Origin of the sequence: Methanobacterium spitsbergense (genome assembly GCF_019931065.1) — an archaeon.
Lineage (GTDB): Archaea > Methanobacteriota > Methanobacteria > Methanobacteriales > Methanobacteriaceae > Methanobacterium_B > Methanobacterium_B spitsbergense.
This window is the reverse complement of record NZ_JAIOUQ010000008.1, coordinates 19,318-40,441: the sequence shown is the minus strand read 5'-3', so window position 1 is coordinate 40,441 and position 21,124 is coordinate 19,318. Positions and strand designations below refer to the sequence as shown.

26 protein-coding genes and 1 tRNA gene are annotated in these 21,124 nt (G+C 30.3%); 9 read left to right on the top strand and 18 right to left on the bottom strand.

The window, feature by feature from the left end; all coding sequences use genetic code 11:
- The first annotated feature begins 353 nt into the window (after positions 1-353).
- Together K8N75_RS07830 and K8N75_RS07825 are read left to right on the top strand one after the other, a co-directional pair.
- Positions 354-1,775: an outer membrane protein assembly factor BamB family protein gene (locus tag K8N75_RS07830; protein ID WP_223791531.1), complete on the top strand. Its 1,422-nt coding sequence runs from the start codon at positions 354-356 to the stop codon at positions 1,773-1,775.
- 93 nt (positions 1,776-1,868) lie between these two features.
- On the top strand, positions 1,869-2,012 hold the full coding sequence (locus K8N75_RS07825; protein WP_223791530.1) for an Ig-like domain-containing domain: 144 nt from the start codon (positions 1,869-1,871) through the stop codon (positions 2,010-2,012).
- A gap of 486 nt (positions 2,013-2,498) precedes the next feature.
- Here the strand turns inward: K8N75_RS07825 and K8N75_RS07820 are convergent.
- Both K8N75_RS07820 and K8N75_RS07815 read right to left on the bottom strand, forming a co-directional pair.
- Positions 2,499-2,581: transfer RNA gene (locus K8N75_RS07820), tRNA-Leu, on the bottom strand.
- A 43-nt stretch (positions 2,582-2,624) separates the two neighbouring features.
- On the bottom strand, positions 2,625-2,834 hold the full coding sequence (locus K8N75_RS07815) for a histone family protein (RefSeq protein WP_223791529.1): 210 nt from the start codon (positions 2,832-2,834) through the stop codon (positions 2,625-2,627).
- A 490-nt stretch (positions 2,835-3,324) separates the two neighbouring features.
- Between K8N75_RS07815 and K8N75_RS07810 the strand changes: the two genes are divergently transcribed.
- Positions 3,325-3,531, top strand: coding sequence for a hypothetical protein (locus K8N75_RS07810; protein ID WP_223791528.1), 207 nt, complete (start codon positions 3,325-3,327; stop codon positions 3,529-3,531).
- Between the two features lie 126 nt (positions 3,532-3,657).
- Here K8N75_RS07810 and K8N75_RS07805 read toward each other — a convergent pair whose 3' ends face one another.
- From K8N75_RS07805 to K8N75_RS07785, 5 genes are all read right to left on the bottom strand, one after another.
- Complete coding sequence (locus K8N75_RS07805) at positions 3,658-3,990, bottom strand: hypothetical protein (RefSeq protein WP_223791527.1); 333 nt, start codon at positions 3,988-3,990, stop codon at positions 3,658-3,660.
- A gap of 274 nt (positions 3,991-4,264) precedes the next feature.
- On the bottom strand, positions 4,265-4,600 hold the full coding sequence (locus K8N75_RS07800) for a DUF8036 family membrane protein (protein WP_223791526.1): 336 nt from the start codon (positions 4,598-4,600) through the stop codon (positions 4,265-4,267).
- 65 nt (positions 4,601-4,665) lie between these two features.
- Positions 4,666-4,929 carry an ArsR/SmtB family transcription factor gene (locus tag K8N75_RS07795; protein ID WP_223791525.1) on the bottom strand — a complete coding sequence of 88 codons (264 nt, stop codon included), beginning with the start codon at positions 4,927-4,929 and terminating at the stop codon, positions 4,666-4,668.
- 144 nt (positions 4,930-5,073) lie between these two features.
- Positions 5,074-5,757, bottom strand: a complete 684-nt coding sequence (locus tag K8N75_RS07790; RefSeq protein ID WP_223791524.1) for an ABC transporter ATP-binding protein — start codon at positions 5,755-5,757, stop codon at positions 5,074-5,076.
- Complete coding sequence (locus K8N75_RS07785) at positions 5,750-6,910, bottom strand: ABC transporter permease (protein ID WP_223791523.1); 1,161 nt, start codon at positions 6,908-6,910, stop codon at positions 5,750-5,752. Before K8N75_RS07785 ends, K8N75_RS07790 begins: the two co-directional genes overlap by 8 nt.
- An 812-nt stretch (positions 6,911-7,722) precedes the next feature.
- Here K8N75_RS07785 and K8N75_RS07780 point away from each other — a divergent pair.
- From K8N75_RS07780 to K8N75_RS07770, 3 genes are all read left to right on the top strand, one after another.
- Positions 7,723-8,337, top strand: coding sequence for a hypothetical protein (locus K8N75_RS07780; protein WP_223791522.1), 615 nt, complete (start codon positions 7,723-7,725; stop codon positions 8,335-8,337).
- A 23-nt stretch (positions 8,338-8,360) separates the two neighbouring features.
- Complete coding sequence (locus K8N75_RS07775) at positions 8,361-8,753, top strand: hypothetical protein (protein ID WP_223791521.1); 393 nt, start codon at positions 8,361-8,363, stop codon at positions 8,751-8,753.
- Positions 8,754-9,169: 416 nt separating this feature from the next.
- Positions 9,170-11,038, top strand: coding sequence for an outer membrane protein assembly factor BamB family protein (locus tag K8N75_RS07770; protein ID WP_223791520.1), 1,869 nt, complete (start codon positions 9,170-9,172; stop codon positions 11,036-11,038).
- A gap of 511 nt (positions 11,039-11,549) precedes the next feature.
- On the opposite strand, the gene K8N75_RS07765 is transcribed toward K8N75_RS07770, so the two are convergent.
- From K8N75_RS07765 to K8N75_RS07730, 8 genes are all read right to left on the bottom strand, one after another.
- A complete protein-coding gene (locus K8N75_RS07765; protein ID WP_223791519.1) occupies positions 11,550-11,915 on the bottom strand; it encodes a DUF5518 domain-containing protein in 366 nt (121 codons plus the stop codon).
- Between the two features lie 281 nt (positions 11,916-12,196).
- Positions 12,197-13,321: a ligand-gated ion channel gene (locus K8N75_RS07760; protein ID WP_223791518.1), complete on the bottom strand. Its 1,125-nt coding sequence runs from the start codon at positions 13,319-13,321 to the stop codon at positions 12,197-12,199.
- Between the two features lie 449 nt (positions 13,322-13,770).
- Entirely contained in the window at positions 13,771-14,052 is a 282-nt protein-coding gene (locus K8N75_RS07755) for a hypothetical protein (RefSeq protein WP_223791517.1), read from the bottom strand.
- 21 nt (positions 14,053-14,073) lie between these two features.
- Positions 14,074-14,226, bottom strand: a complete 153-nt coding sequence (locus tag K8N75_RS07750; RefSeq protein ID WP_223791516.1) for a ribbon-helix-helix protein, CopG family — start codon at positions 14,224-14,226, stop codon at positions 14,074-14,076.
- A 67-nt stretch (positions 14,227-14,293) separates the two neighbouring features.
- Positions 14,294-14,722: a hypothetical protein gene (locus K8N75_RS07745; RefSeq protein WP_223791515.1), complete on the bottom strand. Its 429-nt coding sequence runs from the start codon at positions 14,720-14,722 to the stop codon at positions 14,294-14,296.
- Positions 14,723-15,063: 341 nt separating this feature from the next.
- Complete coding sequence (locus K8N75_RS07740; RefSeq protein WP_223791514.1) at positions 15,064-15,726, bottom strand: MFS transporter; 663 nt, start codon at positions 15,724-15,726, stop codon at positions 15,064-15,066.
- 45 nt (positions 15,727-15,771) lie between these two features.
- Positions 15,772-15,957 carry a ribbon-helix-helix domain-containing protein gene (locus K8N75_RS07735; protein WP_223791513.1) on the bottom strand — a complete coding sequence of 62 codons (186 nt, stop codon included), beginning with the start codon at positions 15,955-15,957 and terminating at the stop codon, positions 15,772-15,774.
- Positions 15,958-16,183: 226 nt separating this feature from the next.
- Positions 16,184-16,363: a hypothetical protein gene (locus tag K8N75_RS07730; protein WP_223791512.1), complete on the bottom strand. Its 180-nt coding sequence runs from the start codon at positions 16,361-16,363 to the stop codon at positions 16,184-16,186.
- 196 nt (positions 16,364-16,559) lie between these two features.
- On the opposite strand from K8N75_RS07730, the gene K8N75_RS07725 reads away from it, so the two are divergent.
- Positions 16,560-16,874 carry a DUF2085 domain-containing protein gene (locus K8N75_RS07725; protein ID WP_255590863.1) on the top strand — a complete coding sequence of 105 codons (315 nt, stop codon included), beginning with the start codon at positions 16,560-16,562 and terminating at the stop codon, positions 16,872-16,874.
- A 771-nt stretch (positions 16,875-17,645) separates the two neighbouring features.
- Here the strand turns inward: K8N75_RS07725 and K8N75_RS07720 are convergent.
- Positions 17,646-18,407, bottom strand: a complete 762-nt coding sequence (locus tag K8N75_RS07720; RefSeq protein WP_223791510.1) for an NAD-dependent epimerase/dehydratase family protein — start codon at positions 18,405-18,407, stop codon at positions 17,646-17,648.
- The gene (locus K8N75_RS07715; RefSeq protein ID WP_223791509.1) at positions 18,397-18,540 is read right to left on the bottom strand and encodes a hypothetical protein; all 144 of its coding nucleotides are present in this window, start codon (positions 18,538-18,540) and stop codon (positions 18,397-18,399) included. Before K8N75_RS07715 ends, K8N75_RS07720 begins: the two co-directional genes overlap by 11 nt.
- Positions 18,541-18,794: 254 nt before the next feature.
- On the opposite strand from K8N75_RS07715, the gene K8N75_RS07710 reads away from it, so the two are divergent.
- Together K8N75_RS07710 and K8N75_RS07705 are read left to right on the top strand one after the other, a co-directional pair.
- Positions 18,795-19,841, top strand: coding sequence for a glycosyltransferase (locus K8N75_RS07710; RefSeq protein ID WP_223791508.1), 1,047 nt, complete (start codon positions 18,795-18,797; stop codon positions 19,839-19,841).
- Between the two features lie 43 nt (positions 19,842-19,884).
- A complete protein-coding gene (locus K8N75_RS07705; RefSeq protein WP_223791507.1) occupies positions 19,885-20,022 on the top strand; it encodes a hypothetical protein in 138 nt (45 codons plus the stop codon).
- Positions 20,023-20,090: 68 nt separating this feature from the next.
- Here the strand turns inward: K8N75_RS07705 and K8N75_RS07700 are convergent, their stop codons facing one another.
- A complete protein-coding gene (locus K8N75_RS07700) occupies positions 20,091-21,008 on the bottom strand; it encodes a GDP-L-fucose synthase family protein (protein WP_223791538.1) in 918 nt (305 codons plus the stop codon).
- Positions 21,009-21,124: the final 116 nt, after the last annotated feature.

Below are 21,124 nucleotides of genomic sequence, written 5' to 3'. Positions count from 1 at the left end.
ATAAGGGTGTGTTGCCTGCACACTTACCTTTTGATTCATGTAGAAATGGTAAAATTTTTGAATTTTCTAATTGAAAAGTAATACTAAAATATTTAAAATGATATAAAAAATGCAGGGTTAGGATAGGGATTGGGTTAATTCCACTTCTTTGATGAATAGACTTTTTAATTGATTTTGATCATGCATCTTATTGGTAAATCAAACTTTTATTATCTGAAAATTTCCTGAAAACTTTGTTTTCATTAATATTATTTTTCATTTGATTGTCAATAGTAACATATATTTTAGATTAATAGTAACAAATTACAATCATATCATTATAATTAAAAAAACACATTTAGTGGGGGGGGGGGGTGAAAACATTTATAGAAAGAAGAAATTCTTCTATAAATCATGAGAAATTGAAATTAAATAAAATTGTTTTATTTTTAGGATTAATTGTCTTAGGAGCTATTATTTTTTCTGGTGCAGTTTCAGCAGCCGGTCTTGCAAACACACCACAGCCTAAATTCCACCACGATAACCAAAACACAGGTCAATCACAATATCAAGGACCTCAAACTAATCATAAAAAATGGAAATGCATCACATACGGTGGTGTAAGATCTTCACCTGCTATAGGAAAATACGGGACAATATACATAGGAACCATGGGTGGTAAAATATTAGCAATAAGACCAACAGGAAAAATAATATGGAAATACACCGCAACAGTTGGTTTATATTCTAATTCTTGGTTTAGTTCTTCACCGGCTATAGGAAAAGACGGAACAATATACATAGGAAGCTCTGCTTTTAATCGTAAGCCCGGTAAAAAATGGAGTGGCTTATATGCTATAACCCCTACAGGAAAACTAAAATGGAAATATTCAACAGAAAGTAATATATTTTCTTCACCGGCTATAGGAAAAGACGGAACAATATACATAGGAAGCGATGAAGGTAACATATACGCAATAAAACCAACAGGAAAACTAAAATGGAAATACACCACAGGAGGTAGTGTAAATTCTTCACCAGCTATAGGAAAAGACGGAACAATATACATAGGAAATGCATACTACCCATACTACCCTGGCGTTACGGGTAGCTTATTCGCCATAAACCCATCAGGAAAACTAAAATGGAAATATTCAACAGAAAGTAATATATCTACATCACCGGCTATAGGAAAAGACGGAACAATATACATAGGAAGCAGTAACCTATACGCAATAAAACCAACAGGAAAACTAAAATGGAAATCCCCCATAGGTGTACATTCTTCACCGGCTATAGGAAAAGACGGAACAATATACATAGGAAGCGGTGATGGTAAAATATACGCAATAAAACCAACAGGAAAACTAAAATGGAAATATGCAATAGGAGAAGGTCCTGTAGAATCTTCACCGGCTATAGGAAAAGACGGAACAATATACATAGGAAGCTATGATGGTAAAATATACGCAATAAAACCAACAGGAAAACTAAAATGGAAATCCTTTGCAGGAGGTAGTATATTTTCTTCACCAGCTATAGGAAAAGACGGAACATTATATGTGGGAAACTTAATTGGTGGTTTGTATGAGGGAAAGTTAATTGGTGGTTTGGATGCTTATCAGGATTTAATTGCCCTAAACCCTGTACCCACAAATCCTGTAACTCCTGTACCTGTAAATACAGTAGAAGCCGCTAACATTATTAGCATGCAGGATACTGGAACACCTATAGTCCCATTGGCCATTGCTGTTATCAGCATATTAGGAGGATTAGCAGCAAACAGAAGAAAATAAGAATAGATTTTTCCAAAATCTATTTTTCTCCCCCTTTTTTTATTTAATATCCAAATAAAACTGCTTTTATCGTACAATTCATTGATTAAGCACGTGATTAGTATACTAATCAAAACATCAAAAACAAGAAGTCCTAAAACATGGTACTCAGTCACAATACCAATAGCAGCAATCAAAGACTTGTCAGGTAACAACCTACTAGCAACATATAACTTTAGATTCAAAACAGGAAAATAATATTTTCCCTACTTTTTTCTATTTTTTTAAAGATCCAAAGTTACTTACCTTGATTGATCACTTGCTGCTTTTCACTTAGATAGTAAAACATCAATAAACTAAATAAGAGAGCAAAAACGTTAACTCCATAAAACAAAAATGAAAACCATAAAGATGCAATATTTATTGATGGTAAAAAAAGCTCATTCTGTGCTTACTTTCCAAATTTTGTTCATTCGAAGACAATTTTATATGGATATTTAAAAACTATTGACTTTGAAATAGTATTTTGCCTGCATACTTACTTTCTCAATGAATCTGTATTGATTGATATTGATTTAGCATCACATACGTGACTATACTTATAAATGAATCCGTTTACTCATAGATACATGCATTTATTCGTATAGTTAGAAATTGAATATGTCTTTTACGCATTGATGCTGTTAATTTAAGATGTATGTTAATATCTGAATATTCTAATTTAATTCTATTTTAAGACTGGAGTGCAGGGGACGGGATTCGAACCCGCGAAGGCCTACACCAATAGGCCCTGAACCTATCCCCTTAGTCCACTCGGGTACCCCTGCTAGATATTTAAAAATCAAAAAAAATAAGAGAATATAATATAAATTATTCAAGTTCTTTAACAGCTAATTCAATATCAGACGCGTTTACAGTCACTCTTCCAGCGTGTTTCGCAAGTAGAAGTGCTTGTTTGGAGATATCTTCCCCACACTGTTCTAAAACTTTTCCTAAAGCTTCTTTTGAACCTTCACTGATTCTTTGTCCGCCTGCATTTTTTATTATTCTTCCAATTGGAGCTATTGGTATTATACTCATATTTATCACCTAATTATAATTATTAACCCTATTTTATTTAAATTCATCGAATTAAGTGGCAGATCATGTTCTTAATTTATTAGATGGAATATTTTTTGATAGTAAAGTTTTAGTTTAACTCAAAAACATATCTAAAAATATGGAAGGTTTTATGATAGAAAAAATCAACGAAAAAAATGAAATACATGTTTGTGAATTCAGTAATAAGAATGTCGATATTCAAGAAAATTTCAGGATATACAACTGAAAATACTGTTATATTCATTGCTTTGCCGATAATATTGGATATGAAAACTGGATGAATCCTAAAAAGAAATACAAACAAAAAAACAAGTTAAATAATAAAGATAAAAAATCAAGAACAGACATGGATGGAAACGGTATTTAAAGGATTTAACAGTTTATTGTGGAAGTCCGATAAAACATAGGGTGTTTAGGTCACATTTATTTCTAAAATATCTATTAAATTAAAATAAAGGAATTGTACATCATGAAATTCAGAAAACCCGCCGAAAACAAAAATACTATAAATGAACTCTTTAAAGAAGTAAATAAATGTAAACCAGAGGAATTGCATAACCTACTACACAAAATTGAAATAGAAATTGAAAAATCCGAAGTTAAAGATGAAGATCTTTTAAGCGCAAAAAGAATAATTACAAGTAGAATAGCCTCCATGAGAAGTAAAAATCTATAAATAATATTTTTTATTTTATTTTACAAAAATTTTATATTTTAATTTAAGTTTAAAAAAATTTCAAGGTGTTATTACATATTCCATCTCAGATAAATTCAGATATTATTAATCCATTCTTGATAGTTATTATATTCTCGTTTGGGTTATTGAACTAGCAGAGCCTTTTAGAATATTTTTTGGGTCCAAAATACAGCCTTCCAGTATTTTGGGATATTCCTCTGGTTTGGAAATAATTATTTTAAATTGTTTTCCATCTCTGCATTTTCTCTTCAATTCTTCATGAATTTTTTCATTTATAGGGTGTATAAATTCAAATTTAATAACTGGAGATGTGAAAGATGAAGTATTAGGGTCATAATAACAATTTAATTTTACTAAGATCTCAATAAAAAGGGAATTCATACCTATAATTTTAATTTCTGCTTCACCTTCCTCCTCAAAACTAATTTGTTTTCTCATATTCTTATTTTCCTATTACACAAATTCCTCATGTTTAGTAAAAACTAAAAAATATTTGATATTATCTTCCCTTTGATAATATTTGGTCACATGCTGCTTTTTCTTTTAAAAATTCTCATATTACTATAGTATTGTCTTGGTACCTAAAAAATTTTACATGATTTTTTTATTATTACAATCCGAGTAATTAGTATTTTATTTAAATTCCAAAATACAAATAAAAATCAAGATTAGCAATTCCCATTATGTTAAAAGTTCAAGAACCATAAGGTTACTAATTTCTGGTTATTTTGTAAAGGATACTAAGTGCAACTAGTTGGATCATATTGATTAAGATGAATAAAATTCGGGGTCCAAATTCGGAATTGGATATTTCAAACGGTACTAAATGTACTATTAATGGAACCACCAATGCAATTGTAACTAAAATATTTTGAATAAGGAGAAAAGATCCAAAATACAATAGACCTATGGTGAATTGTGATTTTATTTCTTTATATGTTTTCCAATATGAATTAAGGAGTCCTAATAATAAACAAACATTTGCAAGGCCCATTGCAAATGCTAAGTAAATTAATATTATCACTGTTGGCCCTATTTCTGCTACCATTTTTTTCTAATCCTCTTAAATATTAATTTTCAATTTTTTCACATTTTAATTTTTTAAGATAAAATTCAAAAAATTTCATTTAAAATGTCATAATTTTCTTCCATTTTAGTTGAAAGGAAATATAAAGCCCCATATTTGGTTTCCCCAACGACAATCATATTTTTATTTGTTAATATTCTCAGATGGTGACGTATAGTCTTATAATCAAGATCAAGTTTTTCAGCAAGTTGATGAGCGTTACAAGGTCTTTCATTTAACGTCTTAACAATCCTGACACGATTAGGTCCCCCTGCAGTACCAGCAAATACCCACCAAATCTCTTTATTCATATTTTTACTCCATTATACTTCTTAAAATATATTATTTAAGATTTAATTTTCAACTTTTACAATGGCCCACCCCATCATCATTTCTTACAATAAATTTTTTTTTGATTTCAATTAAATAAATTCAAAAAAAATAAAAGATTTTTTTTATGTTTTGTTATCTGTTAGACATTTTCCATCCAATACTGTGATAATCCTTTCAGCCATGTTTCCTACGTATGGTTCATGTGTAACCATGACCAATGTTACGTTCTCTTTTTTATGAAGATCTTTCAACAAGTCAAGGATAACTTCTCCAGTTTTAGAATCTAAAGATCCAGTAGGTTCATCGGCTAAAATAATTGATGGGTGGTTTACGAGAGCTCGGGCTATTGCAACTCTTTGCCTTTGTCCACCAGATAGTTTAGTCGGTTTTTGATCTACCTTATCTTCTAGACCAACCGATTTTAAAATATCCAATGCTCTTTTTCTCATGTCTTTGGAATTAGTATTGGTTTCATACATTGGAATTTCCACGTTCTCAACCACAGTTAAGTTTGGTATCAAGTTGTGCATTTGGAAGACAAACCCTATTTCTTTTGATCGAAATTCGTTTAGGTTTTTGGTTCTCATCATGTCAATACCAGCCACGTTTATGGTACCCTCATCTGCCATGTCTAGTCCGCCTATCATGTTAAGTAAAGATGATTTTCCTGAACCTGAAGGACCCATTATAGATATGAATTCTCCCTTTTTCACCTTCAAATTCATTCCATTTAAAGCCTTTATTTTTCCATTATCATAGCTTTTTTTCAGATCTCTAATTTCTATGATGTTTTCGTTTTTATTCATAGCGCAGAGCCTCCGTTGGGGATAATCTACTTGCTCTGTAAGCTGGATATAATCCACCTATGACACCTACAATTAATGCCACAGCAAATGCTCTGAGGAATATATCGATTGAAAGGGAGGGTGTTATAACGTTTCCTACAGATGGAACTAGAGTTAATAGAACTTCTACTCCTACCACAGCTATTACTGATCCAATAACAAATGCCATGAGTGTGAGTACAATTGATTCTCCAAGTATCATCCCTAATATTCTACTATTTTTCCATCCCACTGCTTTTAATACTCCTATTTCCCTTGTTCTTTCATAAACTGTCATTACCATGGTGTTAATAACTCCAACAGCACCGATAAATATGGCTAAAAGCGATATTGCCCAACTAGCCGTATCTATGAAACTTAATCCTTGGTTTATTCTATCAGCTGAAGAAGCAGCAGTTGTTGTGGAAAGTTCATTAGGATAAGCAGAAGTTATTGAATTGCCTACGGTTGTTACATTGGCATTATCTGTTACTTTTACCAGTATATTGCTGACTTTTCCATCATTACTTGTGAGATTTTGTAATGTTGAAAGTGGCATCAAGATTCCATTATCAGTCATGAAATTACCTGTTTCAAATATTCCAGTGATTGTGAAATTTTGGCCTAACAGATTTACTGTATCTCCCACTGTTTTGTTAAGACTTTGAGCTTCAGTTTTTCCTATTATAACTTGATCAGAACTGGTGTTTGTAAATATTGTTCCATTGACACTATCAATACCTTCCAGACTTAACTTATTTGAGTCTATACCCGTTATTGTAAGACCACCACCAAAACCGCCTCCTTGACTAGTGTTTGAGCTTGCACTTTCAGTTGAGGTATTAGTTGCCCTTAAAATTCCAGCTGTACTTTTAACACCACTCACGTTAAGTAGAGATGTAACATAACTTTCGTTTAAACTACCACTTGATCCCATTCCGTTTGATCCAGCTTGAACAACTGTCACTTCAGCTGAACCTGCCTTAAGCGTACTCTGCGTTGAGTTCTTAAGGCCTCCCGTAACCATTCCTAAAGCCACTATTACAATTATTCCAATTGCAATACCAGTAATGGCAAGGGCACTTCTAGTCTTGTTTCTGAATGGATTTTTAACCACCAGCGATAAAAATGACATAAAACTCCCTCTATTAAACATGATATAAAGCATTATACACAATTCATGCGTGATTCGTTCATAATTTACACCCAAATCATACCAAAATTGGGCAAGGGATAACTACATACTCCCTCTGAAGTTAAGCAAAGTTCGAGAAAAGAAGTTATAATCTCCTCCTAAACAAATTCCAGAGGGAGTATAATCAGTATACTATTTGGCTCTTCATTTGAAATTATACCATAACAAGTCAATGTATCTTAATTCCTTCTAATATGATTAAATAGTATTATATTCTGTTTTCAAGATTCTCTGATATAGTCTGAAATGAAAAATATTATAATTAAATATACAAATAATTATTTAAACTCTTAAACTTCTCATAACGAAGTAAAAGATAAATTTTGAATATCATAGTAAACATGATGAAACAATACTAAACTTGACGAGACACTCATAGGGGATATGATATTTATTCGCCATGCAAAATTTTTAGGAAACTTACCATAACTTGAAATATAATAAATACCTAATAAAATCGTTTAATTCCCAAAAAACTCTTTTAATTGGAATATTTAAATATTAACAATATAATCATGTTCAAATTGAAAAAAGTTCCACGTACATGACAAAAAGAAAATGCAATGCTTAATCAGATGTAAATTAATATTTAATTTTTATTTTAATGAAAAGTTAATAAACCATAATAAAGATAACATTATGTCAGAGGGTGTTGTTTTTAGATGGATTTATTTTTATATCTAATAAATTTAGGGATTATTATATGCTTCAACCAGAGACCAGGATAAATGATTTTTTTGAGGGGATAATTGATGCAATTTGATTATAGTGTAATTTTAATATTAATGAGTTTGTCGACATTAATAATTATTATCTTGCTTAAATTAATTTATAGGCATAATCCGCATTATAATAAGTTGTATGGGAATGAAATAGTTCTTTTTCACAGTTCGGAAAGATATAAAAGAAGAGTGTGGAGATTTAATCTGATTGAAGGATTGAAAAATCTTAAAATTAAAGGAAAAATTGTTGATGAGTTGGAACTTAAAGTAATTGTGGGAGAATTCAGTGAAGGTGTACAAGAGATAATTAAACACGCAGCAAATCATAAATTTGAGTCAATAACGATTATAGGTGGTCCTCAAGTATTTTGTGAGGATAGGATGGAAATTTACACTCTTCTTGACAAATATAAGGGTGTTGAATATTTAGTCTTGCCAAAAAGGCCTACAAAACATTTCATGATTTTTAATAAAAGCCATTTATACATTGAAAAGCCAGATAGACACAATGAAAGTCGTGGATCAGTAGGAATAAAAAAGGCACAACCAGAATTAATAAAAATATATGATCAAGCTTTTAGTAAAATGATAAAATATGCCCGCCCCTTAACGAAAGAGGAAGTATTGAAACAAGAATGTTATTAAAAATTTAAAAGGTGCTAAAAAAAATGGATATTATTGCTTTAATACCGGAATTTCTAGTTTTAAGTTTAGCAGGATCTTCCTTGTCCATAGCAGCTTATTCATCATTTAAGGATAGAAGTGATGACCAAAAATTATTATTAATCATAGCCAGTTGTTTTATCTTCGCATTTTTAGTAGTTTTCATTTTATCAGCTACTACATTAGATAATTTAACAATTTATCAATACTTATTAGTTTTAATTTTCTATATCCTGATTTTTATGGCAATTTTATCTATTATAGGATTCATTATCCATCGTTTAATAGTTGATCAGAAATATAAGGATGATGAATTAAAGTCAGCAATAGACATCATAGAATCAAGTAAAGACGGTTTAGATAGTTCAATAAGTTTATTTGAATCAGAAAAAAGATAAAACATAATTGAATTGGGTGTAATAAGTTTGATGCTACTTATCCCATAATGTAAGTTTTAGGAGAGGATTTACAGCATCTAGTAGTACTTGAAGATGCCACATATATATTTTGATTTCATATTAGGACACAATCATGACCTCAGATGATTGATATTAATTTTTTGTGAAAACAGTCACTAAAACCGGTTTTTTTTATTTAAACTTTCCTATTTAGTTTTTTTAACAACACATAATAATATGATGTTTAATAAAACTTATTGTCCTTATAATAAAACTAAAACTCTTTCAATCAATTTTTTTGACCAAACCATTTTAATCTAATTTAAAAGGTTTGAACACTTTTTTCATTGATAAAAACCAGGGCAAAAATAATAAGAAAATATGATTTATCAATTGTAAAAGGAGGTGAAAAAAAGTTGATCACAAAAATACTCAAGTTCAAACAATTTCTATTCATTCTCGTAGTAGTTACACTGGTTATTATTTCATTTTCTCCAACTATGGCTGCATCACCCAATACTTTGGCAGACAACCAGTACCCTAAAGCGATGCACGACAACCAGAACACAGGACAGTCACAATACACGGGACCTCAACATAACAACACTAAATGGAATTACACAACTGGAAATATAGACAGCCGAATAACATACGCTCCATCTATAGGACCAGATGGCACAATATACATGCCAACACGGTTCAATAATGGTACAAATTATATGGCTAACTTGTATGCCTTGAACAAAGACGGAACAAAAAAATGGAACTACACCATTAACGACGGAATATACAATGAAAATTGTTACAACCAATTCGTTGGATCTCCAACTATAACAGCCGACGGAACCATCTACATCATCAATGAATTCCATGACAGCACCAGGACTTATGGTCTTTTATATGCCTTAAATCCTGAAGGAACTATGAAATGGAAATACATCCTTAACGAAGGAGCATCTGTTTATATATCGGGATCTCCGGCTGTAGCAACTGATGGAACCATCTACTTCTCAAGCGAATTTTTAGCATCAGACTATTCTAGTTGGAACGGTAATTTCTATGCTTTGAAACCAGATGGAACCAAAAAATGGAACTATACCATCGGAAATTATGCAGATTCGTCTCCGGCTATAGGATCTGATGGAACCATATACTTCCGAAGCGATGATAACAATTTATTTGCAATAAACCCTGACGGCACAAAAAAATGGAACTATCTCCTCCCATATGGCGATATACGAGGATCTCCGGCTGTAGCAACCGACGGAACAATATACTTATCGAGTAACTTCAACAATGACGGTATTTTATTTGCTTTAAACCCGAATGGAACACTTAAATGGAACTATACCATTAAAGAAGTGACAGAGGTTTTTTTAGAATCTTCACCTTCAATAGCGAAAGATGGCACAATATACGTTGGAGGTTACTTCCGAAATGGTAGAAGTGTAACTGGTAACTTATATGCCTTTAATCCCAATGGAACATTTAAATGGAACTTTAAAACACCATTATTTATTAGCAGAGAAGCAGTTATAGGTGCAGATGGAACCATATACTTCGGAGATGGTGGGGCTGTTGGTACATTCTATGCTTTAAACCCGAATGGAACAAAGAAATGGTCTTTAGATGTAGAACCAACTACTGCAGGAGCCATAGATAGTGACGGAACTCTTTACTTCGGAATAAAAAATGGAACAACTGATACTCTCTACGCTATCCAAGACCCAAAAGCTGATCTTTACATTAACAGCTGGGCCAGTAAAGCCAATTCCACAGTAGGGGAGACCATTAAACTCACCTTCAAGGTAGGTAACAATGGACCAAACACTGCCCAAAACGTAGTATTTACCCTACCCATACCAGAAGGCATGGAATTTGTCAGTGCCAACACAGATCTGGGAACTTTCACATATAATCCCACAACTAGAATCATCACTTGGAATCTGGGAGATGTTGTAGTTGGAGACCCCTACCTCTGGGCTAATGTAAGAGCCCTCAATGCTGGAACATACATATTTTTCCCACGACTCACAACCAACACCTACGACCCAACACTCAACCAAAACACACAATCCATAACATTCAACGCCCTAAACCCCGTACCTATAAATCCTATAAACCCTGTACCGGTAAACCCAGTAAATCCTGTAAATCCTGTACCTGTAAACACTGCAGAAGCCGCTAACATTATTAGCATGCAGGATACTGGAACACCTATAGTCCCATTGGCCATAGCTGTTATCAGCATATTAGGAGGATTAGCAGCAAACAGAAGAAAATAAAAAATAGATTTATTCCAAAATCTATTTTTATCCCTCTTTTTTTATTTAATATCCAAATAAAACGGTTTTTATCGGGCAATTCATAGATTAAGCATGTGATTTAGCATACTCATCAAAAAACGGGAAAATCATAATGTTGAATGAATAATGGAATTAATAGTTGATATTAGCCAGAAGAAATGGAAATATTAAATAGTTCGTTTTAAATCACAAAATCTAGTATTAAAATTAATGACTTATTTCTAAAGGGATTAAACGTAAGTTAAAAAAAATAAGTACAACAGTAACGTTACAAAACTTGACCAGACACCCATCAAGGATATGATATTTATCCGCCATGCAATTGATATTGGACTAGGAGAAATGCCCACCCAACTAATTTATAACAATGTTCCAGAAAATTTAAAAGAACGCTTAAAAGAATACATTTAAAAAAAAACACTAAATTTATAGTATATTATATAAATTAAATAAAATTAGAAAAATCTTGAATCATAAATATTTTATTTTATTAACTTTTACTTTTTATTAAACCCCCTATTATTCCACCTATAGCACCAATGATTCCTCCAATAATTATCGCAATGATTAGTACTGTAACTACTGCTACTAATCCTGACACAACTGCAACGTCAGTAAACAGGGCACTTAATCCAATTAAACTAAGTATAAGCACAATTACAGCTGCAACAGCACCAACGATCGCTCCGTGGATAGCTCCATTCATATAATCTCCATTTACTGAGTAACCAACATATATTGTTGCAATTAAGTATCCTAATATGTCACCCCATGATGTTAAAATTCCAAGGATTAAACCAAGTATTATTGCTATCACTAAACCATTTATTATATGCGTCCATTTTACTACCACCATTATTTTCAACTCCTCTAATATATTTCATTTAAATATTAAATATTCTTTGGTTTATATAGAATAATTAGTGTAATGAAGTATTTTTGTTTATCGAAGACTTAAAAAGATTCAAAATCGTAATTTAGTTGACCAGTGGGTTAAGAAATTTCTCTTATAACGAAGTAAATCTACTTTACCATAGTTTCCTTAACTAAAAAAATCAGCATAACACATAAAAAAAATTTCTTTGAAATAATAAAGATTCAATTATCTGGGGAATTAAGGGTTTTAATATGATATTTTTACCATGCTGAAGTTATTATTATGGCATTTATTACTATATAGATTGTAAGTAGTGTGATAAATGAAATTATGTCTAGTTTTCTTGATAATTTTTTTTCACCTTTGACATCATAGATATATAATGAAATAGTAGATTCAATAATTGTTATAAGAATCAGAAGCAGTCCTATGTCATTCACCATGTCTGCCAAGGTTAGAGTACCGGTTTTTGGTATTAAACCCGATGTTATGATGTTGTTTGCTATTGCTACAAATAAAGCACCTGCTCCAAGTCCAAAACGTGGCTCAGCTTGGGTTGGTTTGATAAATAATGCTACTAAAGCCGCTGCAACTGCTATGAACAATCCTATGAATATTCTGAAGTAAAATCCCAGATCTGGCCGGAATATATCTATACCAGCTCTTAGTTGTGAATATGATGTTCGTCCCTGTTCTAGGCGTGGGTCTCCGAAATTTGAATTGTATATGTGTGGTTTTTCTATAACCAAAATGTTACCAGTACTATATCCATGAACCTGTACTTTAGGGTTTATATCAGAAGTTCCATTTTCTGGGACATAGATTAGGTTTTGTCTTTCAGTTTTTTTATCCTCAATTTCTATGTTGAGAATGTGATTATCGACAGGAAACCTTGTGATATCAAAAAATTTGGTAATTTTTGCTGTGACATAGTAAATTTCATAATGTATAGTTCCATTGGTATAATTATCTACCAATTCTTTGTTTTGTATGTCGCCATCGATAACCTGGAAGTTTTCACCAGGATTTACATCACTACTATTCCATTTGAACCATAAATAAAAATCAACATCCCATGTACTGTCTGATAATGAGACGTCTTTGATACGATCCACATAAATTCCTGATAGAACTTTAGTAGGTGTAATATTTGAGGGGAGATTAAAGTCTTCTACAATAAGCCCGGATTCTGTAATATTAGGACTCATCTGCTCCATATATTTTATTATGGATGATTGTTTATTTTCATATAGAATTCCTGCTGTATAACTACCTACTAATAAGAAAATAAGTATAATCCCTATTATCCACCATTTAAGAAATCTATTTCCTTTAGACTTAATTTCATCATCCTTTGATCCTTCCTCATTATTTTTATCAGACAAAAATTAACCACCATTATTAAATGATACTTAAAAGGACAATATTTTATTATTTAATATAAATGTATATAACATTTTATTACTATATTTTTCTATTTTGTTAATAAAAAATTAATTAATAATTAAAATAGCTTTAAGAAGCAATTTCAATAAAGAATAAATTGTTTTGGATAATTATATTCTTGGTTCGGGCATGTGATAATATTCATTACGCATCTTAATTATTAGATTCATCATTTTAGAATTTATATCCAGTAATCCATCAAATAGTTCATCATACTTAGGATGTGAATAAATATATTTTTTTTAACCCTCATTTAAAAGTCATTATATTTCATTATAAAATTCAGTTATTACTATCCTAATTAGATTAGATTTAATTAACATTTCCATTGAATTTTAGAGCATTCAAAAGGTTATCATATGATTTATTCAATATAGGATTTTGTTAATCATTCTTCGTTTGAATATTCCTGATAGTGGTAACTATGAATGAGTCTAAGATTTAAAAACCTGTTCTTTCCGCTTTTATAAATTATTTCTAATAATTGATCAGTCCCTTTGTGTAATAGCAAATTGTCTATTATGGTTTCATCAGGGTCATCATCTGAAAAAAATCCACTATATGAATCATGGAATTCTTTATCCTCCTGCCCAACGACAAATAATATATCCCTACTATTCCTCAAATCTATCTCACCAAATCTTCTAAAACTTTTTAGCCTTATCCCCATTTAACACCCTCCATAGTTACTTTAGTCTAACAAGTCTATATATTTCATAACATATTCAGTTATTGCAATCCTAATCAGATTGGATTTACTAACATTGCCCGTTGCGTTGGATAGATATTCGAGTTGATCGAACTGTTTTTCTGTTAGTTTAAGGTTCAATTGTTTTATCTTCATTTTCATCTACCCAAATAACAGTTTTTATTGGAATTAATTACTTATTTGAGCTATAGAGATCTCGTTCTTAAAAATAAACTTTAATTTTTCGATACTTAAAGTAGATATAAATCAATATTGCTCCCAAAATGATTATTATATATCCCATCTTATTATCAAATTGAATCATGTAAATTCCTTGGAGTAATAATAATACTCCAAATATAACGCCCATTCTAATATAAAGTTGTTTTTTCTGTTCTTTCATTTTCAAAGCATTGGTCATCTCTCTAAAATTACTTTTTAAAATAGCAACTGTCAAAAATAGGAGAATTGCTATTGCCAAAATAATAGTTAAGATCCATGAATTTACATCATAAACTATCATAAGTCGAGCTAATAAAAAGAAAGATAATAAGAAAATACCGTGACAAGCCAATCCTTGCCAACGTATTGGTTTTGATACTCCCCCAATTCCTTCAAACTTAAACCACTCTTGTTTAGTATTTTTTTCCATAATCTTATATCCTATTTTCAATTAAGCAATAACTGATTATGAATATATAAAAATAGATTTTTAACTCTATTCCAACAGATTCTTATATTTCATTAAAATATTCCGATATTAAAAATTTTAGTTTGATAAATTTAATTTTTAAGATTTTTCTTCTTTTGTCTCAGGACTATCCAGATAATTATCAACAAAATAATAATTAAACCAATAAAAAATTCTAATAGTTGAGTTGTTGTAACTATGGTGGTTGTTGTGGTTACCGTTGATATCATAGGTTTACCTATTGCTAAATACTTGTTTTTATTAAGTAAAAAAAAGGTTTACGGTGATTTAACGAAATTTGATCATATTCTTGTTTTTATATATCCGCCTATCCATCCGCAGATAGCCCCATTAATAGCTCCTAATAAGGTTAATGGTATTAAATAGAGAAATGAGCCTGTAAAGAGGCTTCCTAAAAAGAAGGAAATTACTCCGGTGACAATAGCATTTTTAGTTCCAATCATTTGGTCTTTAAATAAGTAACCAACAGCTGCTAACAATATAAAAATTAATAGAGTAAGAATACCTTGTGTAATTGTTAATATTATAGTTATTGCCATTGATACAGGTATTACCAAAGTCCATCGGATATTATGGAAATTAAGCTCATTTTTTATAGAATTGATAAAGCTTGTTTCTGTCCCATAATGAGTTTTATGAATTCTATCCCAATTTTGAGCATTATAGATTCGTTTTCCGAATTTATTCTGAAAAAATTGAACTAAATGGTTTTTTAGATCAATTTTTCTGACAGAAAACGCGGATTGCATCTTGTTTCTTAGAATTTCTCTTCTTGTACTTTTTTTCCTTATTGAGACTTGTTTCCAATTGGGATCAACAAAATCTAAATTTTCAACATATCTTAATTCACTTCCACAATCACAGTCATCAACAAAATTTTTTGCAGATTCATCCGATTGCAGTTTATAGTAACTCATGCATTTACCGCAAATTAAATAACCCATTTAAACACCTGTAGTCCAATATTTCTTAGTTCATGTTGTTATTTTTTAGTTCTTGTTGTTATTTCTCTCTAAATATTCTGCTATGGCTTGTCTGATATGCATACTCATAGGATTGTAACTCATATTTGATAATTTTCTTAATCCTTCTAACATCTTGGGAGGTAACTTGATAGTAATTTGTTCCATCTTTTCTTTAGTTTTGGGTTTGCTTCTAGTTTTATTTTCTGGCATGATTTCACCTATAGTCATCTGAGCTATCTCAGCAAAATCATGGCCATCTAAACAATTAATAGCGTAATATAATTTAAATATCAAAATTGTTCCAGAAAAATCTGTGTAAATAACATATATTCAGTTATATCTTTTAGATTATAATTTATCTTCAATAAAATTCCATCTTAATTGATTATTAATAAAAAAATGTCTCAGAGGATAATATTATCTATATTTCTGAGTTCTAAATCAACATTAATAGGATTATAAATATTATTATGGCACATATAATGAAAAAGATACTACCTGCACCCATAAAACCAGTATATGCTACCTTTTCTGCCGTACCCATTTGATTAAAAGGCTTAGCAGTTGGATTACGTTCACCACAATGAGGACATTTGCTAGTGCTAGTACTTATCATTTTCCCACAAGTTTTGCATGGTTTAAGACCTATTTTAACCCCTCCCCTTATAAAAACAATATCATTCTTATTATTAATACTTTTTTTTATCAAATTTTTTCTTATTAATTATTATAATTTAGATTTTTTTTAAAAATTAATATATGCTATTTTGAACAATATATGGTCAATGGTCAATTTTCCAATATGTCATAGATTGCCTAGTAGAACTTTTAGAATTGGAAAATGGTATTTTCCAGTATGTTCGAGGTGTACTGGTGTTTATTTAGGTATATTTTTATGTTATTTAATAACCAATTTTTTACATGTTAATTATACAGTTTATTTAGTATGTATTGCTACAGTTGTAACTGCTCCAACATTTATTGATGCTATAAGTCAATTATTTGGTTTTCGTGAAAGTAATAATGTACTAAGATTTTCAACAGGACTACTTGCTGGTTTTGGTCTTGTAATAATCGCAAAAAGTATTAAATTATATTTAGGTATCCATTGGTCTTTAATAAGCTAATTTTACTACTTTTGTACCGTTATTTAATATTATAAAAATGAAATTATTGGTGATTTCCATATAAGATGTGTTTATATGATTTATCTAACGAAAAAAAATTATAGACTTGAAAATTATTTAATTTTTATATTAAGTATTTTATTATTTAATTTTAATGAATTAATTTTTTCAAATTTATACAATCCTAAATTACACTATTTTTTCAATAGTTATTTTAACGATTTATTAGCTCCTTTTTTACTGTTTTCTTATATTAATCTGTTATTATCCATAATTGATAAAGAATTGTATTCATTTAAATATTTATTTTTAATTATTATATTGTGTTCATTTCTTTGGGAATATTTGGTTCTTTTTTTAAAACCAACAGCTATCTCAGACCCTTTAGACATATTATTTTATTTTTCTGGAACTTTTATTTATTGGATAATTCATAAATTTTGGATACAAAAACACGTACAATTTGATCATTTCTGAATAATCTTTCTTAATTTTGACAATATTCCATTAGGACAAAAATAAATGAACTACAAATTACACTAATTATATTAGTAATTTTTTAATATATTTTTAAATTATTCATGTAAATATAAAATAATTTGTTATAAGATAATCTCAAGCTATTCAGTTTTGTTTAAATCGCAAGGTATATAGCGACCATCAAACAGTTTACAGTAAGTGATGGACTATATTACAATACTAGTTGCAACCCACCTATGAAGAACATTCATTAAGATATTACCTAATAAAATATGCAGTAATAACTATTCCCTAGGAATTATTAATATAATTGAAAAAATGAATTGTTTCATCAAGACCAGCGTCCAGCATGGTTTTGGGTTGCCAGTTCAAAATATCTTTCGCAATTCTAATATCCGGACATCTTTGCATTGGATCATCTATCGGCAGGGATTTAAAGATAATATCAGAATTTGATCCTGTTTTTTTAATAATTAACCTAGCAAGATCGATTATACTGTACTCTTCTGGATTTCCTAGGTTAATTACCTGGCCAGAAAGGTCATCAATCAACGACATCTTAAAAATTCCTTCCACAAGATCATCTATATAACAAAGACTTCTTGTCTGACTTCCATCTCCATAAACTGAGAGTGGTTCACCTCTAAGTGCTTGAATAATAAAGTTCGGTACGACCCGGCCATCATCAATCCTCATATTAGGGCCGTAAGTATTGAATATTCTTGGTATTCTAACGTCTAATCCATTTTTCTTCTGATATGCAATTGAAAGTGCTTCAGAAAATCTTTTTACTTCATTATACACAGAACGCGGACCAATAGGATTCACATTTCCCCAGTAACCCTCATTTTGAGGATTTACAAGAGGATCCCCATAAACTTCTGATGTTGAGGCAAAAACATATCTGGCATCATTCAAATGGGCCAGTTCGAGGGTTTTTAATGTTCCCAAAGAATTAGCCTTCATGGTTTCAATTGAAAATTTCAAAAAATCATCAGGGCTGGCAGGACATGCAAAATGTAGTATTAAATCAAAATTTGGTTCAAGATACAAATCTTCTGTAAACATCACTTTTTATAAAATAGAAATCATTAGATTCCATTAGTTTATCCAAATTCCCAATTTCTCCGGTTATAAGATTGTCAATTCCATAAACCTCAAATCCTTCACTTATAAACTTTGACACAAATGACTACCAATAAAACCCATTGCTCCGGTTATAAGAACATTATCTACTTTAATTCACTCCTTTGTTGTTGAAAACCCATTTTGAATAGTCCATTATATAATTATGATTCTTAGAAAAACTTGTATATTCCCTAATGACAAATGATTTAATGGTTTTGAAATATAAAATTTATATTTAATAATAGGTATTTAAGTGTTAAAAAAGTTTTTCATGTAAATAAACCATACTTTTGTTTTGATGGAGAATTTAGAATGGTAAAAGTTTCGGTAATAGTGCCCGTTTACAATGTAGAGAAATATCTTCGACAATGTTTGGAGAGTATTTTAAATCAAACATTAATAGAAATTGAAATTATATGTGTGAACGATGGTTCAACAGATAAATCTTCACAAATTTTAGAGGAATATGCAGAAAAATATAAACAAATAACAGTTATAAACCAGGAAAATAAAGGGATTGGCTTAAGTAGAAATGCTGGTATGGAATGTGCAACTGGTGAATACATTGGTTTTGTTGATTCAGACGATTGGATAGATGAAAAAATGTATGAAACTATGTACATAAATGCCAAATCCCATAATAGTGATATAGTAATGTGTTTAACTCATCTATTTGACGATGCCATACAGGAATATAAACCATCTGATCCCTATTTTGCTTTGAATCTTTTCAATGAAAGTTTTGATAATACAGTTTTTGATCATAAATTAATAAAAGGGTTCTTTGGAGTGAATGTTACTTGTTGGAACAAAATTTATAGATCAAAATTTCTAAATGTAATTGAAGCAAAATTTCCTAAAATCGATTTTGAAGATAATATTTTTTTCTACAAGACCTACTTAAATGCTAAGAAAATCTCCTTGGTGAGGAAATTTCTGTATAATTACAGAATCAACAGGCAAGGATCATTTATAGATGCAAAAAATGAAAGATTTTTTGATATTATCAAAATGCACAGCCTATTAGAGGGGATATTGATTGAAACAAGTAATTTGGGTAGATATAAGCAAAAATTTTTAAACTATCAAGTACAATCCATTTTAAATCGTTATAATCAAGTAGATGAACAATATAAAAAAGAATTTTTTGATATTATTAAACAACATTTTCTAACAAAGGATTTTTCACCCTCAGATATTGATATGTTAAATAATAATTACCGGATCAAATATCAAAATATTCTAAATTCTGAAACTTATAGAGAATATGAACAACTTGAGAAAAATCAAAAACCAAATGATGCGAACAGAACCAAATGGAAAATAACAAATTATATAATGAAATTATTATTTAAATAGATTCCTTATCCTTTTTAATTCACTAATCTTAGAAGAAGCTTCAATGCAATCACAATCTACTTTAAGAGATATATCCATCAAGATAAGATCTTACTTTATTTCTAAAACTTTTGCTACAGCTTCTTCTGCACTGGACGCTACTATAGGATCTCATAACCAGAAAATTCTAATGTACTTTTAGATCCATGGTGTCTAAACTATCATCCTCTACCAATAGAATTTTTTTATTTACAATTCTAAAATAATCAACTATGAAATACTATTTTTATGCATCATGTACCAATCAATAGTATCTCTAAACCCTTCTTCGAATTTTACCTCTGCTATGAACCCAAATTTAGATTCCGCCTTACTTACAACTAAACATCGTCTAGGCTGTCCATCAGGCTTTGAATCATCCCATATTACTTTTCCAGTATAACCGGTTATTTTAGATATTAATTCAACTAAATCACTTATTTTTATTTCAAATCCTGCTCCTAAATTAATAGGATCGGATTTGTTATATTTTTCAGTCGCAAGTAGAATTCCCTCCGCAGCATCTTCAACGTGTAAAAATTCTCTTGATGCAACTCCCGTTCCCCAAACTTCTACTTCTTTATCACCGATCTCTACAGCATCTACAAATTTTTTTATAAGAGCAGGAATAACATGAGAACTTTCTTCATTAAAGTTATCGCCAATACCATATAAGTTAACGGGTAATAGAAAGATAGAGTTAAATCCATATTGTTTTCTGTAAGCTTGAGATTGTACTAATAACATTTTTTTTGCCAAGCCATAAGGGGCGTTAGTATCTTCAGGGTATCCATTCCATAAATCTTCTTCAGTAAATGGAACCGGAGTAAATTTAGGATAAGAACAGACTGTGCCCACTGCCACAAACTTATCTACACCCACTTGTCTAGCAGCTTCCATTAATTGAATACCCATAATAGCATTATCGTAAAAAAGTGTTCCAGGATATGTTCTATTAAAACCGATACCTCCAACTTTAGCAGCTAAATGGATTACCACATCTACATTTTCACAAACTTTATAACAATTATCCATTATCCGTAAATCCATTTGTTTACTTCGTGGCACTATAATCTTCTTATCATTTACTCCTCGATCCTTTAATTTTTCTACAACATAAGAACCTAAAAAACCAGCGCCGCCAGTTATTAAAAATTTCTTATTTTCCCAAAATGACGTTTGAATAACCCCCTATATTAACTGAATAATAGGTATATATTCAATTTTTTTTATTAACTTAAATGATGATTTATAATTATCATAAT